Origin of the sequence: Micromonospora andamanensis, assembly GCF_016863495.1 — a bacterium.
Taxonomy (GTDB): domain Bacteria; phylum Actinomycetota; class Actinomycetes; order Mycobacteriales; family Micromonosporaceae; genus Micromonospora; species Micromonospora andamanensis.
On the sequence record NZ_BOOZ01000003.1, the window covers coordinates 327,593 to 342,366 of the forward strand.

General features: G+C 72.0%; 12 protein-coding genes. 10 read left to right on the plus strand and 2 right to left on the minus strand.

The annotated features are described in order from the left end of the window. Nucleotides 1-50: 50 nt before the first annotated feature. Nucleotides 51-1,688 (minus strand): ABC-F family ATP-binding cassette domain-containing protein, encoded by a 1,638-nt coding sequence (locus tag Van01_RS04025; RefSeq protein ID WP_204000063.1) that lies wholly within the window; start codon nucleotides 1,686-1,688, stop codon nucleotides 51-53. Nucleotides 1,689-1,748: 60 nt separating this feature from the next. Here Van01_RS04025 and Van01_RS04030 point away from each other — a divergent pair, with 60 nt between their 5' ends. The 3 genes from Van01_RS04030 (at nucleotide 1,749) to Van01_RS04040 (ending at nucleotide 3,339) form a co-directional block, all read left to right on the plus strand. After that, nucleotides 1,749-2,501 carry an ROK family protein gene (locus tag Van01_RS04030; protein ID WP_204000068.1) on the plus strand — a complete coding sequence of 251 codons (753 nt, stop codon included), beginning with the start codon at nucleotides 1,749-1,751 and terminating at the stop codon, nucleotides 2,499-2,501. Nucleotides 2,502-2,600: 99 nt separating this feature from the next. Further along, complete coding sequence (locus Van01_RS04035; RefSeq protein ID WP_099849435.1) at nucleotides 2,601-2,969, plus strand: tetratricopeptide repeat protein; 369 nt, start codon at nucleotides 2,601-2,603, stop codon at nucleotides 2,967-2,969. A gap of 115 nt (nucleotides 2,970-3,084) precedes the next feature. Next, nucleotides 3,085-3,339 carry a Smr/MutS family protein gene (locus Van01_RS04040; protein ID WP_013736060.1) on the plus strand — a complete coding sequence of 85 codons (255 nt, stop codon included), beginning with the start codon at nucleotides 3,085-3,087 and terminating at the stop codon, nucleotides 3,337-3,339. A gap of 5 nt (nucleotides 3,340-3,344) precedes the next feature. Here the strand turns inward: Van01_RS04040 and Van01_RS04045 are convergent, their stop codons facing one another. Further along, a complete protein-coding gene (locus Van01_RS04045) occupies nucleotides 3,345-5,723 on the minus strand; it encodes a M28 family peptidase (RefSeq protein WP_204000069.1) in 2,379 nt (792 codons plus the stop codon). A 158-nt stretch (nucleotides 5,724-5,881) separates the two neighbouring features. Here Van01_RS04045 and Van01_RS04050 point away from each other — a divergent pair, with 158 nt between their 5' ends. From Van01_RS04050 to Van01_RS04080, 7 genes are all read left to right on the plus strand, one after another. Beyond that, nucleotides 5,882-7,132: a PP2C family protein-serine/threonine phosphatase gene (locus tag Van01_RS04050; RefSeq protein ID WP_204000070.1), complete on the plus strand. Its 1,251-nt coding sequence runs from the start codon at nucleotides 5,882-5,884 to the stop codon at nucleotides 7,130-7,132. Continuing rightward, nucleotides 7,129-8,892: a sensor histidine kinase gene (locus tag Van01_RS04055; protein ID WP_204000071.1), complete on the plus strand. Its 1,764-nt coding sequence runs from the start codon at nucleotides 7,129-7,131 to the stop codon at nucleotides 8,890-8,892. Before Van01_RS04050 ends, Van01_RS04055 begins: the two co-directional genes overlap by 4 nt. Continuing rightward, nucleotides 8,889-9,341, plus strand: a complete 453-nt coding sequence (locus Van01_RS04060; protein WP_204000075.1) for a response regulator — start codon at nucleotides 8,889-8,891, stop codon at nucleotides 9,339-9,341. The genes Van01_RS04055 and Van01_RS04060 overlap by 4 nt, the downstream gene beginning before the upstream one ends. Beyond that, nucleotides 9,334-10,143 (plus strand): inositol monophosphatase family protein, encoded by an 810-nt coding sequence (locus Van01_RS04065; protein WP_204000078.1) that lies wholly within the window; start codon nucleotides 9,334-9,336, stop codon nucleotides 10,141-10,143. The genes Van01_RS04060 and Van01_RS04065 overlap by 8 nt, the downstream gene beginning before the upstream one ends. A gap of 298 nt (nucleotides 10,144-10,441) precedes the next feature. After that, entirely contained in the window at nucleotides 10,442-11,446 is a 1,005-nt protein-coding gene (locus Van01_RS04070) for a coiled-coil domain-containing protein (protein ID WP_204000598.1), read from the plus strand. Between the two features lie 36 nt (nucleotides 11,447-11,482). Next, nucleotides 11,483-13,036 (plus strand): fused MFS/spermidine synthase, encoded by a 1,554-nt coding sequence (locus Van01_RS04075; RefSeq protein ID WP_204000083.1) that lies wholly within the window; start codon nucleotides 11,483-11,485, stop codon nucleotides 13,034-13,036. 71 nt (nucleotides 13,037-13,107) lie between these two features. Next, nucleotides 13,108-14,769: a serine/threonine-protein kinase gene (locus Van01_RS04080; RefSeq protein ID WP_204000091.1), complete on the plus strand. Its 1,662-nt coding sequence runs from the start codon at nucleotides 13,108-13,110 to the stop codon at nucleotides 14,767-14,769. Nucleotides 14,770-14,774 lie beyond the last annotated feature (5 nt).

A 14,774-nucleotide genomic window follows, 5' to 3' on the forward strand; every position in this document is an offset into this window, starting at 1 on the left:
CGTTGGTTGTCCCTGAAATTCGCGCTGGACGTTCCAGGCCGCCGTCCAGATCAGAACTCGGTGATCCGCCCGGCGTCCACCCGCAGCCGCCGGTCGAGGCGTACCGCCTCCAGCATCCGTCGGTCGTGGGTGACCAGCAGCAGCGTGCCCTGGTAGCTGGCCAGCGCGGACTCCAGTTGTTCGATGGCCGGCAGGTCGAGGTGGTTCGTCGGCTCGTCCAGCACCAGCAGGTTGACGCCGCGCCCCTGCAACAGGGCCAACGCGGCCCGGGTCCGCTCGCCGGGGGAGAGCGTCGCGGCGGTTCGCAGCACGTGCTGTGCGCGGAGGCCGAACTTGGCCAGCAGCGTCCGCGCGTCCGCCGGGGAGACGTCCGGCACCGCGGCCCGGAAGGCGTCCAGCAGGGGCACGTCACCGAGGAACAGGCCCCGCGCTTGGTCCACCTCGCCGACCACCACGCCAGGCCCGAGAGCGGCCTGGCCGACGTCCAGCGGTAACCGGCCCAGCAGAGCCGCCAGCAGGGTCGACTTGCCGGAACCGTTCGCCCCGGTCACCGCCACCCGGTCCGCCCAGTCGATCTGAAGGTTCACCGGGCCGAGGGTGAAATCGCCCCGGCGTACCACGGCGTCGCGGAGAGTGGCCACGACGGCGCCGGCGCGGGGCGCCGCGGCGATCTCCATCCGCAGCTCCCACTCCTTGCGTGGCTCCTCGACCACCTCCAGGCGTTCGATCAGCCGCTCGGTCTGCCGGGCCTTCGCCGCCTGCTTCTCGGACGCCTCGGACCGGAACTTTCGGCCGATCTTGTCGTTGTCGGTGGCCTTGCGCCGGGCGTTGCGGACCCCCTTCTCCATCCAGGCCCGCTGGGTACGCGCCCGTGCCTGGAGTCCGGCCCGGGTGTCGGCGTACTCCTCGTAGTCGGCGCGCGCCTGGCGGCGGGCCACCTCCCGCTCCTCCAGGTACGCCGTGTATCCGCCACCGAAATGGTTCACCTGCTGCTGGTGCAGGTCCAGTTCCAGCACCGAGGTCACCGTGCGGGCCAGGAACTCCCGGTCATGGCTGACCAGCACCGTGCCGGCGCGCAACCCGGTGACGAACTCCTCCAGCCGGTCCAGCCCGGCCAGGTCGAGATCGTTCGTCGGCTCGTCGAGCAGGAAGACGTCGTACCGGCTGAGCAGCAGCGACGCCAACCCGGCCCGGGCGGCCTGCCCACCGGAGAGGCTCGCCATCTCCTGATCGAGATCAACGGCGAGTCCCAGTTCGGCGGCCACCTCCTCGGCCCGCTCGTCCAGATCGGCCCCGCCGAGCCCGAGCCAGCTCTCCAGCGCTGCGGCGTACGCGTCGTCCGCGCCCGGCCGGCCGGCGGTAAGTGCCTCCGTCGCCGCGTCGAGGGCGGACTGCGCCCCGGTCACGCCGGTGCGGCGGGCCAGGAACGCCCGGATCGTCTCCCCGGGGCGGCGCTCCGGCTCCTGGGGAAGGTGCCCGACGCTCGCGCCGGGCGGGCTCACCGCGACGCTGCCGGCCTCGACCGGCAACAGACCGGCGAGCGTACGCAGCAGCGTCGACTTGCCGGCTCCGTTGGCCCCGACCAGGCCGACCACGTCACCGGGGGCGACCACGAGATCCAGGCCGGTGAAGAGGGTTCGTTCCCCGTGTCCGGCGGCGAGGTCCTTGGCGATCAGCGTGGCGCTCACAAGCAGCCGAGCCTACCCGTCGCCGCGCGGCGACCCGCGCGACGAGGCAGACTCACGTGCGTGTTGACCACTCTGGCGATCGACTGCGGGGGCGGCGGGATCAAGGCGTCCGTCCTCGACGGCGCGGGCACCATGCGGGCCCAGCCGATGCGGGTGCCGACGCCGTACCCGCTGCCGCCGGGCCTGTTCGTGCAGACCCTCGTGGAACTCGGTGGTCGACTGCCGGCGGCGGGTCGGGTGACGGTGGGGATGCCCGGCATGATCCGGCACGGCGTGGTGGTGGCCACCCCGCACTACGTGACCCGCTCCGGGCCGCGCAGCCGGGTCGACCCGGCGCTGCTCGCCGAGTGGTCCGGGTTCGACGCCCGCAGCGCGCTGTCGGCCGCGTTCGGCCTGCCGGCGCTCGTGCTCAACGACGCCGAGGTACACGGCGCCGGGGTGGTCGCCGGCACCGGTTGCGAACTGGTACTGACCCTCGGCACCGGGCTGGGCAGCGCCCTGTTCGACGGTGGGGTGCTCGCCCCGCACCTCGAACTGTCACACGCCCCGGTGCGCTGGGGCACCACCTACGACACGTACGTGGGTGAACCGGAGCGCCGCCGGCTGGGCGACGCGTTCTGGTCCCGGCGGATCCGACAGGTGGTCGAGGGCCTGCGCCCGGTGTTCCGCTGGGACCGGCTGTACCTGGGCGGGGGGAACTCGAGGCGGATCCGCCCCGAGCAGCTCACCCGGATGGGTGACGACGTCGTGGTGGTCCCCAACAGCGCCGGCATTGTCGGTGGCGTGCGCGCCTGGGACCTCGCCACCGTCTGAAGACCGCCGCTCGGGCAGGGAAAGCGACCGGGAACAGTCGCGGTACCGCAGGTGTTGTGCCAGCGTCGGAGCAGTGGTGCGAACGGAGGGGGTGGCGGCATGGATCTTCTGGCCGAGTACCGGCGGGCGACCCTGTTCTTCGAGGCGGGCGACCCGAGCAGCGCGGCCCGGCTGCTCGAACCGATCATCGAGGCGGAGCCGGACAACGCCGCGGTGCGGCAGTTGCTGGCCCGGGCCTACTTCCAGTCGGCGCAGCTCAGCCGCGCCGAGGAGCAGCTGCGAGAACTGGTCGACCGCAACCCCAGCGACCACTACGCCCACCACGTGCTGGGCCGGACGCTGGAGCGGCTCAACAGGTACACCGACGCGCTGCGTCACCTGCGGATCGCGGCGGCCATGCACTCGTCCCACGACGACTACACGGCGGCACTGCGCCGCGTCGAGACCCGGGTAGGCGGCGGTCGCTGATCCCGGACATGTGTCGCGAGGGCAGCCCGAACGGGCTGCCCTCGCGTCGTCCTGAGCCGGCTGACGACCTGCCTACCATGGGCCGCATGACAGCCGACCGGACGGTGGACGTGGCATGAAGCTGAAGCTGGACCTGCACGACATCTTCAACAAGGGCCACGACATCGACCGGGCGCTGCGCGGGATCATGGACGAGGCGGTGGCCAAGAAGGCCACCCTCGTCGAGATCATCCCGGGCAAGGGCTCCGGCCAGCTCAAGAAGCGGGTGCTGCGCTTCCTCGACCAGAAGGACGTCAAGCAGCTCTACCACCGGGTCGAGAAGGACTCCAAGAACTTCGGCCGCCTCTTCGTCCATTTCCGCTGGAAGTAGCCGCCTCAGAGCGGGTAGGTGCGGGCTACGGCGAGCATCTCGGAGGAGTGGGAGCCGGTGACGCCGACGCCGGGTGGGCGGGGGCGGAAGCCGGGGAGGGCGTCGAGGCCGTCGCTGGCGTCCATGGCGCGCAGCGCAATGCGGTCCGCCTTCGGGGTGACGGTGAGCGTGACCTCGATGCCCTCGGGCGGCGGGGCGTGGAAGACCACACCGAACCCCCAGCGGCCGTCGCGTTCCTCCACCGGCACCGCGCGGCCCGCCACCCGGGCGTCGCGCACCGTCGCGGTGGAGGTGTCGACGTGCAGGGTGGCCAGGCGTACCTGGCGTTGCGGGGTGAGCCGGAGGGTAAGCGTGCGCGCACCAGCGGCGCTGGTGTCGGCAAGTACGTCCAGCCGGGGCGCGGGCAGGTCGGCGGGCTGTGCCGGGCCGCCGAGCAGCTCGTCGTCGCCGATTCCGGGGAACTCGTCGGCGACCTGGACCGGTCCGTCCACGTACTCGTCGGTCCAGGGCTGTGGCTCGGTCTCGTGACTGAGCCAGCGGGCCTGGGCAGTGCCGGCGTCCAGCGCGTACATCAGGTGGGTGGGCACGGGGTGCGCGGCGTCGAACCTGTCGACGGCGATGGCGGTCCCGGCGAGGACCACAGCGGCCAGCGCGGTGGCCCCGGCGGGCAGGGCGCCGAGTCGGCGGGCCCGCAGCGCCACCATGCCCCGCTGGCCGCCGGCCTGCGGGTGCAGCAGGTCGATCACGGGCAGCGCGGCCAGCCCGAGCAGTACCGCGAAGAGCGCCGCGACGCCGCCCATCGCCATGCCCAGCGCCGGGAAGAGCAGTACCACAGTGGGGAGCAGCAGGATCACCGCGACCGCGGCGGCGACGGTCACCGCGATCACCGGTACCGGGCCGTCGAGGCGGGTGGCCAGCGCCACCAGCCCGCCGAGCGCCCCGGCCAGCGCGGGCAGGGTCGCCAGGTAGGCCCCACCGGGTGCCAGGACGGCGAGCAGCACGCCGAGCAGCGCCAGCCAGCCGAGCCCGCCGATGGCCAGGGCGGCCGGGCCGATCCGGCGTCGGCTCAACGCGTACCAGGCGAACACGACGGCGGCGGCGAGCGCCAGCACGGCCAGCCGGTACCAGGTCGGCCGGTACGGGTCGAGCAGTTCGGCGTTGCCCGGCCGGAGGGCCACGATCGCCGCCCAGAGGAACTGGGCGCCCAGCGGGGCCACCACGATCGGCACCAGGGCCAGGCCGAAGCCGGCGGCCAGCCGGCCAGCGGTGACCCGGTCCCGGCGGCGGGCCAGCCAGCCGAGCGCGACCACGCCGGTCAGCGCCAGCAGCGCCAACGGCAGCACCAGCCAGCCGGGGTAGCGGGCGAGGCCGCCGGGGACGGGGAAGTAGGTGGCGTCGTGGCCGGCGCGTAGGTCACCGAGGTCGATCCGACCGAACTCCCGGGCGAGACCGAGGGAGTTGTCACCGTGATGCTGGAGGCTGGCCCGGTCCATCGAGGCCGGGGTGTCCAGCGGCGTGTGGTAGATCGCACCGCCGTCCAGATACGCCGAGTTCAGCCCGAGGAACCCTTCGTCGAGGAAGGCGGTGAAGTCGGTGTCGTTGGGTAGGGCGCGGTACACCTCCACCGCGAACGAAGTGCCCACCGGGTGCGGTGCGGCCCGACCGAAGACCTCGACCAGACGCGCGTTCTCCGGTGACGTCTCGAACATGATCACGGGACCGGTACGGCCCCGTGCCTCCAGGTTGAGCACCACTCCCTTGCCGGCGGCCAGCGGGTGCTCCGAGGCGAACGCCGAGGCCCCGCAGAGGCACGCCTCCTCCGCGTCGGTGAGCACGAAGACGACGTCGTTACGGGGTGCCGGGCCGTCGGTCAGCGCGCGGGCCACTTCCAGGATGGTGGCGACCCCGGCGGCGTCGTCGTTGCCGCCCGGACCGGTCTGCACCGCGTCGTAGTGTGCGACAAGGAACACCGTGCCGGTGGGATCGGTGCCGGGCAGCCGCGCCACCACGTTGCGCACCCGGGCCAGGGTGGCGCCGCCCGCCGCGCCGCTGAGCTGCCCGGCCTCCTCGGCGACGGTGTCCTGCACCTGCGTCTCCAACCCGAGGCCACGCAGTACCCCTTCCAGGTAGGCACGGACCTCGTCGTTGGCCGGGCTGCCCGCGACGTGCGGCCGGCCGGCGACCTGCGTCACGTGCGGGTACGCGCGTCCCGCGCTGAACTCGCCGGTCGGCGTGTCGGCCGGCCGGGGTGCCGGCGGGCGAAGATCGAGCAGGGCACCCGCGCCGACGGCAACGAGCGCTACGAGTGCCGCAAGCGCGGCGAGCGGGCGTCGACGCGGCCGGGTGAGGGCGCGGTCGGCGGCGGGGCTGGGGGGTGCGCCCACGGGTGACTCCTCGCGAGGGGTGGTTCTGGGGTGCACATCATCCTCCATGCCACCTGAGGGTGCCCCGTCATGTTGTGTGCGAACGTTGTCTAATACAGGATCAGCGGGGCACTCGGAAGGAGCCCGACATCACCAGCGATCTTCCGCCAGTCGCGGCGGTGACCCGGCCGGCCCGGGGGACCGGGATGACCGGTCCCTCCGTCGTGTCGTGGCCGTATCCGCAGGGCGGGCTGGGTGGCAATCCGAACCTGCCCCCCGGGGAGCGGCTGCGCGTACTGCTGGTCGAGGACGACGAGGGCGACGCCTTCCTGGTCGGCGAGCTGCTGGCCGAGACGAATTCCGGGATCGACCTGCTGGTGGCGACCAGCCTGAGCGAGGCTCGTCGGAGGATCGCCGGCGTCGACTGCGTACTGCTCGACCTGGGTCTGCCCGACGCGCAGGGGCTGGACGGGCTGCGGCAGGTGCTGGAGATGTCGGGCAGCGCGGCCGTCTGTGTGCTCACCGGCCGCACCGACGAGCACCTGGGCATCGTGGCGGTCGCCGAGGGGGCCCAGGACTACCTGGTCAAGGGCCAGGTGGACGGGGTGCTGCTGACCCGGGCGCTGCGCTACGCGGTGGAGCGTAAACGGGCCGACGAGAACGCGCGCCGGCTGCGGGAGGTGGAGCTGCGCCAGGCCGAGTCGGCCCGGTTGGAGCGCGGCCTGCTGCCCCAGCCGCTGATGTCGACCGACCAGATCGCGGTGCACACCTTCTACCGGCCCGGCCGGCACGCCGCCCTGATCGGCGGCGACTTCTACGACGTGGTGCAGACCCGTCCCGACCGGGTAGATCTGATCATCGGCGACGTCTGCGGGCACGGTGTGGACGAGGCGGCCCTCGGCGTCGAGCTGCGGGTGGCCTGGCGGGCGCTGATCCTCGCCGGGGTGCCGGACGACGAGGTGCTGCCCGCACTGGAACAGGTGCTGATGAGCGAGCGCCGGCTTCAGGAGATCTTCGCGACCGTGGCGACGGCCCGGTTGGACCTCAACGCCGACCGGGCGACGGTGCGACTGGCCGGTCATCCGCCACCGGTGCTGCTCGCCGGTGGCCGGGTGACCCAGGTGCCGGCGCCGGGCGGTCTGCTGCTCGGCGTACGGCCCCGCCGGCCGGTCGCCTTCGACCTGAAGTTCGACACCGAGGACTGGTCTCTGCTGATGTACACCGATGGTCTGATCGAGGGCCGGGTGGGCGCGGGCGACGAACGGCTCGACGTGCCCGGCCTGACCCGCCTGCTGAGCGAGCCGGCCAGCCGGGCGGTTCCGTTGTCGGATCTGCCGGCCTGGCTGGTCGGCCGGGCCGAGCAGCTGAACAACGGCCCGTTCGCCGACGATGTGGCGATGCTGCTTGTCACGCGGGGCGGTGGCCGGTGACGAGTACGGGTGCCGGCTGGAGTCTGCGCGGTCGGCTGGCGTTGCTCGTCGCGATCGTCGGACTGCTGCTGATCGGGGTGGCGGTCGCGGAGACCGTGGTCGCGACCCGCAACCGGGCGCACATCGACGCGGTGCTCAACGTGACAGGTCCGCTGCGCGCCCAGTCCCAGGAACTGCTCGCGGTCCTTGTCGATCAGGAGACCGCGATCCGGGGATACGCGTTGACAGGTGAGCGGGAGGACCTCGTCCCGTTCGACACCGGTCGGCAGCGTGAGCAGCAACTGGCCACCTCGATGGACAGGCTGTTGGCCACCTACCCGGAGCTGCGTGACGAGTTCCAGATGGTGCAGCAGCAGGCTGAGCAGTGGCGACAGACTGTCGCCCTGCCGGTCATCGCCGCCATCGACGCCGGTGGCACCGTCGCTGGCCAGCAGTTGCTCACCGATCAGTCGCGGCAGCAGTTCGACCAGATCCGGGTCGTGGTCGACGCGCTGCAGAACGGCATCCTCGAGGTGCGCGAGGAGGCCGCCACGGACGTGCGAAGCACCAGCAACCTGCTGGTGCTGCTGCTGATCATCGCGGCGCTCGTGGTGCTGGTCGCCGGGGTGGTGCTGCTCACCTCGCTGGAACGGATGGTGATCCGTCCGCTGACCAGCCTGGCCGGGCAGGTCCGGGAGGTCGCCGTCGGTGACTACGGCCACGGCATCGCCGGCACCGGTCCACCGGAGTTCCGGCGTCTCGGCGAGGACGTGGACGCCATGCGGCAGAAGATCGCGGCGGACCTGGCCGAGGTGCGGGAGGCGCGGGAGCGGATCGAGTGGGTGAACACCCAGTTGCAGAAGCAGGCCGAGGAGCTGACCCGGTCCAACCGTGACCTGGAACAGTTCGCCTACGTCGCCTCGCACGACCTGCAGGAGCCGCTGCGCAAGGTGGCGAGCTTCTGCCAGCTGCTCCAGCGTCGCTACGCCGGGCGGCTCGACGAGCGGGCCGACCAGTACATCGCCTTCGCGGTGGACGGCGCGCAGCGGATGCAGCGGCTGATCAACGACCTGTTGGCGTTCTCCCGGATCGGTCGGCTCACCGCCGGCTTCACCGAGGTCGACCTGAACCGCCTCATGGAGGAGGTGGCGGGGCAGACCGAGCCGGCCCGGCAGTACGCCGACGCCGAGCTGACCTGGGGCGAGCTGCCGGTGATCCGCGGTGAGGAGCCGCTGCTGACAAACCTGCTTGTCAACCTGGTCAGCAACTCGGTGAAGTTCCGTCGGGCGGATGTTCCGCCGAAGGTGCACGTCTCGGCCCGGCTGATCGGCGAGGATTGGGAGATCACCTGCCAGGACAACGGCATCGGGATCGAGCCGGAGTTCGCCGACAAGATCTTCGTCATCTTCCAGCGGTTGCACGCCAAGGACGCGTACCCGGGTACCGGAATCGGGCTGGCGATCGTCAAGAAGATCGTCGAGTACCACGGTGGTCGGGTCTGGGTGGACACGGACGTGCCCGAAGGTACGGCGATCCGTTTCACCCTGCCCGCGCTGCCCGCCGACGTCGAGGCCGCGAAGAGCGGCACCGGTGTGGACGGGGTGGATGCGGACGGGTCCGCGCCGGCGGACGTGGCGACGGACCGGGCCGATGACGAGGTCCGGGCGGGTGACGGTACCGTCGGCGCCGAGGCCGACGGCGAATCGGAGCGCCCCTCGGCTGTCGTTGGCCAGTCCCCGGCCGGCGGTGGGACAGGCGGCATGAAGGAGACGGTGGGATGACCGCGCCGGCGGACGGCAACAGCCCGATCGAGGTGCTTCTGGTCGAGGACGACCCGGGTGACGTGCTGATGACCCAGGAAGCGTTCGAGGAGCACAAGCTGCGTAACCGCCTCAACGTCGTCTCCGACGGTGCCGAGGCGTTGGCCTACCTGCGTCGTGAGGGCCCGTACACGGACGCGGTGCTGCCGGACCTGATCCTGCTCGACCTGAACCTGCCCCGCCGCGACGGCCGGGAGGTGCTGGAAGAGATCAAGAGGGACGAGCAGCTCTGCCGGATCCCGGTGGTGGTGCTGACCACCTCCCAGGCCGACGAGGACATCCTGCGCAGCTACCAGTTGCACGCGAACGCGTACGTGACGAAGCCTGTGGACTTCGAGCAGTTCATCTCGGTGGTACGGCAGATCGACGAGTTCTTCGTCAGCGTGGTGAAGCTGCCGCCGCGTGGTTGACACCCTGCTCGACGACGTCGCCGGGCTGTTGCGGGAGGCCGCCGACCGCGTCGTACTGCCGTTGTTCCGCCATCTCGACGCCGCCGACGTGACCGAGAAGGCCCCCGGTGAGCTGGTCACCGTCGCCGACCGCCGGGCCGAGGAGATGATCAGCGCCGGGTTGCTCCGGTTGCGCCCCGGTTCGGTGGTGGTCGGCGAGGAGGCGGTGGCCGACGATCCTGACCTGCTGCGTCACCTGCGCGCCTCGGGCGACGTGTGGCTCGTCGACCCGGTGGACGGCACCGCCAACTTCGCGGCCGGCCGCCGCCCGTTCGCGTTGATGGTCTCCCTGCTCACAGATGGTGAGCCGGTGGCCGCGTGGGTGTTCGATCCGCTTGCCGACGCGCTGGCGACCGCCCGCACCGGCGAGGGCACGTACCTGGACGGTCAGCCGTTGCACCTGCCCGACGGGGCACCGCCGATGGGTGAGTTGCGGGGCGCCGCGATGACGAAGTTCCTGCCGGGGCCCTCCCGGCGCACGGTGGAGGCAGGCGGCGCACGGCTCGGCGAGCTGCTGCCGGGGCAGCACTGCGCCGGTCGCGAGTATCTCGACGTGCTCACCGGCCACCAGCAGTTCGTGTTGTTCTGGCGGACCCTGCCCTGGGACCACGGCCCGGGCACGCTGCTCGTGCGTGCGGCGGGTGGCGTGGCCCGCCGACTCGACGGCACGGACTACCACCCCGCCGACACCGAACACGGCCTCCTGGTAGCCGTCAACGAACAGGTCTGGACCGACGTCCACACCACCCTCCTCCCCACCTGACCCTTCGCCCGCGTCGATCCGCGTCGATCATGAGGTTGGCGGCAGTTTCAGAGATCAAGATTGCCGCTAACCTCATGATCAACGAAGGCTCCGATGCGGAGGGTGAGGGGGTGGTTGCGGGGGGTGGAGGGTTGGGGGGAGGTGAGGGTCGGGGGGCTGGTCGGGAGGGCTGGTTCCGGTATCCTGACCGGCGGCCTTCCGCCAGCAGGCCGCCGACCGGCGCCGGCGGGGGTCGCCGCCGCGCAGTGAGCCATCGGGGGCCGGCGGCTGACGAAAGGATGCTTTCGTGCGCAGGTCCATGCCCGTCCGGCGGTACGCCCACCGGCCGCTGATCGCCCTGCTCGCCGCTGTGGCGCTGCTGCTCGGCGTGGGTGCCGTGCCGGCGTACGCCGAGCCCAACGAGGGCGGCAGCAAGAAGCTGCGCGACGCCCTGGAGGCCACCGCCAAGGCGCACATCGACGCGAAACGCAAGCTGGACGGCTCCAAGAAGCGGCAGAAGCAGCTGGCCAAGGAGTTGTCCGCGATGGAGGGCCGGCTGGACGAGCTGACCGCCATGGTCGGTGAGGTGGCCGCGCAGTCCTACCGGGTCGGGCGGCTCAGCCCGGCGGCCGTGTTGCTGGACAGCGCGACCCCGGAGGCGTTCGTGCAACGGGCCGCCAACCTCGACATGATGGCCCAGCGGGACAGCCGCCGGATCCGGGAGCTGACCGAGGCGCGCGAGCAGGCCCGCCAGGCCAAGCTCGCGATCAACGCCGAGGTCCGCGAGCAGACCAAGCAGTTGGCCGTGATGGCGAAGAAGAAGCGGGAGGCCGAGGCGGCCCTGGCGGCGGTCAGCTCGGGCAGCAGCGGCGGGTTCAGCGGCGGCAGCTCGACCTCGGCGAAGCCGGCGCCCCGGAACTCCGACGGCTCCTGGCCCGGCGAGTCGTGCTCGGTGAACGATCCGACCACCTCAGGATGCATCACCCCACGCACCCTGCACGCGCTGAAGCAGACTCAGGCCGCCGGCTACAAGCGGCACGTCTCCTGCTACCGCAGCGGTGGTTCCGGTGAGCACCCCAAGGGGCGGGCCTGCGACTTCTCCGCCGCCACGAACGGCTTCGAGGACCGTACGGCCACCGGCGGCGACAAGTCGTACGGGGACAGCCTGGCCGCCTGGCACGTCCGTAACGCGGACCGGCTCGGCGTGCTGTACGTGATCTGGTACCGCCAGATCTGGCACCCGGGCACCGGCTGGCGGGCGTACGGTGGGAGCGGCAGTCCGGCCGCCGATCACACGAACCACGTTCATCTTTCGATGCATTGACGTACACGCGGCGGATCGCTGCGTACCATCGCCACGATGAACTCTCCATCGCCTGACGTGGTGGCCACGTCCGCGCCGTCCCTGCCGCAGGTGCCCCGGGCCCTGCCCAACGGGCTCGCCGCGTTCCTGGTCTTCTACTCCAGCGGTGCCGTCCTGGTCCTGGAGACCGCCGCGTTGCGCCTGGTCGGGCCGTACGTCGGGGTCACCCTCCAGGTGACCAGCTCGGTTATCGGCATCGCGCTGGCGGCGATCGCGTACGGGGCGTGGGCGGGCGGCTGGCTGGCCGACCGGCGCAATCCGCGTACGCTGCTGGCCCCGGCGCTTGTGCTCTCCGGCATCGCCACCGCGATCACCCTGCCCGCCGTGCGGTACGCCGGTGAGGTGCTGCGCGGTGGGGCGGAGAGCGCGGTGCTGCTGCTGGTCGCGGTCGCCGTGTTCGCACCCGCGATGCTGCTCTCCTCGGTCAGCCCTCTGGTGATCAAGCTTCAGCTCGCCGACCTGCGCCGCACCGGTCAGGTGGTCGGCCGGCTCTCCGGCATCGGCACGCTCGGCGCGGTCACCGCCACCCTGGTCACCGGCTTCGTGCTGGTAGCCGCGCTGCCCAGCACCGTGATCCTGTTCGGGTTGGCCGCCTCCCTCGGCATCACAGGTATCGCGCTCGGGGTGTACCTGCACCGGCAGGACCGGGCTGCCCTTCCCGGGCCGGCCCGGGTCAAGGCCGCCCTGGCGGTGCTCGGTCTGGCCGGGGCCGGGCTGACAATGGTCGCCCCGGACCCCTGCGACGTGGAGACCGCGTACCACTGCGCCCGGATCCAGGCCGATCCCGGCCGGGCCAGCGGGCGGACCCTGCTGCTCAACTCGGCCCAGCACTCGTACGTCGACCTGAACGACCCGACCCACCTTGAGTACGCGTACACCCGGTGGATCGGCGCGGTGGCCGACGTGATCGCGCCGGAGGGGCAGCGGCTCGACGCGCTGCACCTGGGCGGGGGCGGCTTCACCGTGCCGCGCTACCTGACCGCCACCCGACCTGGCACCGACAACCTGGTGTTCGAGATCGACGGCGGGTTGATCGAGCTGGGCGAGCGTCGGCTCGGCGTACGCCAGGGACCGGACCTGCGGGCGGTGGTGGGTGACGCCCGGATGCTGGTGGCCGCCGAGGCGACCGACAGCCGCGACTACGTGGTGGGCGACGCCTTCGGGCACCTGGTGGTGCCCTGGCACCTGGCCACCCGGGAGATGGCCGCCGAGATCCGTCGGGTGACCCGGCCGGGCGGGGTCTACGTGCAGAACGTCATCGACTACCCGCCGCTGCGGTTCATCCGCAGCGAGGTGGCCACCGTCGCCGCCGAGTTCGGGCATGTCGCGCTTGTCGCGCCACCCGAGGCGCTGGCCGGCGAGCGGGGTGCCAACTTTCTCATCGTGGCCTCTGACGCGCCACTGCCGCTGGCTGCGGTACGGGCCCGCCTCGATGACGCCAACGAACCGGTCAGCCTGCTCAGTGGCGGTGACCTGACGGACTTCGTCGGTGACGCGCTGGTGCTCACCGACGACTACGCACCTGTGGACCAACTGCTCGCCACCGCCTGATCGGGTGACATCCGTGACCGAATCAGACCAGAAAGGTGTAGGCGGCCTTACGTCGGGCAACAACGCCGACCATGGGTGGTGGGGCAAGCAGGGGAGCGCAACTGCTCGGTGAGCGGTACCGGCTCATCGAGCAGCTCGGCGCGGGCGGCATGTCGGTGGTCTGGCGGGGCTACGACGAGGTGCTCGGCAGGCAGGTCGCGGTGAAGGTGCTCGCGTCCCGGCTGGCCAGCGACCGGGCGTTCCGGCACCGGATCAGGATCGAGGCCCAGGCCGCCGCCCGGCTGTGTCACCCCAACATCACGAGCGTGTACGACTACGGCGAGTCCGTGCAGGTCGGGTTGACCGTGCCGTACGTGGTGATGGAGTTGATCGACGGCGGTCCGCTGACCGCGCGGCTGGCCCGCGACGGACGCCTGCCGTGGCGGGAGGCGGTGACGGTGGCGGCCGAGGTCGCCTCCGCGCTGGCCACCGCGCACGCCCGAGGCGTGGTGCACCGCGACGTCACGCCCGGCAACGTGATGCTCACCGCGACCGGCGTGAAGGTTGTCGACTTCGGCATCTCCGCCCTGGTCGGCGAGAGCGAGAAGGGCCCCGACGGCACCCTGCTCGGCACCCCGGCGTACCTCGCTCCGGAACGGCTCGACAACGGTCAGGTCAGCCCGGCCACCGACGTGTACGCGGTCGGGCTGCTGCTGTACCGGATGCTCACCGGCCGGCTGCCCTGGCAGGCCGACACCACCACGCAGATGCTGCGGGCGCACATGTACCGCGAGCCGGAGCCGATGCCGGACGTACCGGGCCTGCCCGGCGGCATCGCCGACCTCGTCCAGCGCTGCCTGGCGAAGCGGCCGGCGGACCGGCCGGACACCGCTGATCTGGCCCGGGTCCTCGCCGAGGCGGCCGGCAAGGTGCCGGCGGTGCCGGTCGGTGCCGGCGCCGGCGAGACCGGCCCGTTGTCCCTGGCGGACGCCGGTACCACGATCCTGCCCTGGTCTGCGGCGACCGACGCGTTGCCCCTGGCGGGCCTGCGCACCCGGCGCGGGCTGCACCGCCGACGTCGGGTCGAGGCGGTGGCGGCCGCCACCGGGCTGATGATCATCACGGCGGCGGTCTGGGGGGTCACCTCACACAGCCCCGCCAGCGGCGGGATCGACCAGCCGACCCAGGCGCGTATCGGCGGCGACCAGGACGTTCCCTGCCAGGTCACGTACGTGCTGCGCAAGGACTCCGGCAAGGACTTCACCGCCGAGCTGAGCCTGACCAACACCGGCGACCGTGAGCTGCGCGACTGGACCATGAGCTTCGCCTTCCCCGGCGAGCAGACGGTGACAGCCGCGACGCCGGCCCCGGTGCGGCAGCAGGGTCGGGCCGTGGCGGTGCAGCCGGCTCCCGAGCGGCCCGCGCTGGCACCCGGTGCCACCGAGAAACTGAACCTGACCGGGCGGTACACCGGGACGAACCCGCTGCCTGTGGAGTTCCGGGTGGGCACGGCGGCGTGCGGGGTACAGGTCTCCGGGGTGGCCGGCACCGCGCCCACCGCCAAGCCGGCACCCGTCAAGTCGACCCCGGCCAAGACGGTGAAGGCAGCGGCCGGGAAGGCCGGTTCCGGCGACGCCACCTCCAAGGGGAAGAAGCCCAAGGCCGAGAAGCCCAAGCCGGACGACGGTAAGGGAAAGGGCAAGGGCGGGGGGAAGCCGCAGCCGGCCAAGCCCGGCAAGGGCCCCGGCCGGTGAGCTGA

Bases quoted from the DNA above. Each gene is read 5' to 3' on its own strand.
- Van01_RS04035 (WP_099849435.1), top strand. From the start codon at position 2,601: ATGGATCTTCTGGCCGAGTACCGGCGGGCGACCCTGTTCTTCGAGGCG.
- Van01_RS04040 (WP_013736060.1), top strand. From the start codon at position 3,085: ATGAAGCTGAAGCTGGACCTGCACGACATCTTCAACAAGGGCCACGAC.
- Van01_RS04060 (WP_204000075.1), top strand. From the start codon at position 8,889: ATGACCGCGCCGGCGGACGGCAACAGCCCGATCGAGGTGCTTCTGGTC.
- Van01_RS04070 (WP_204000598.1), top strand. From the start codon at position 10,442: ATGCCCGTCCGGCGGTACGCCCACCGGCCGCTGATCGCCCTGCTCGCC.
- Van01_RS04075 (WP_204000083.1), top strand. From the start codon at position 11,483: ATGAACTCTCCATCGCCTGACGTGGTGGCCACGTCCGCGCCGTCCCTG.
- Van01_RS04080 (WP_204000091.1), top strand. From the start codon at position 13,108: ATGGGTGGTGGGGCAAGCAGGGGAGCGCAACTGCTCGGTGAGCGGTAC.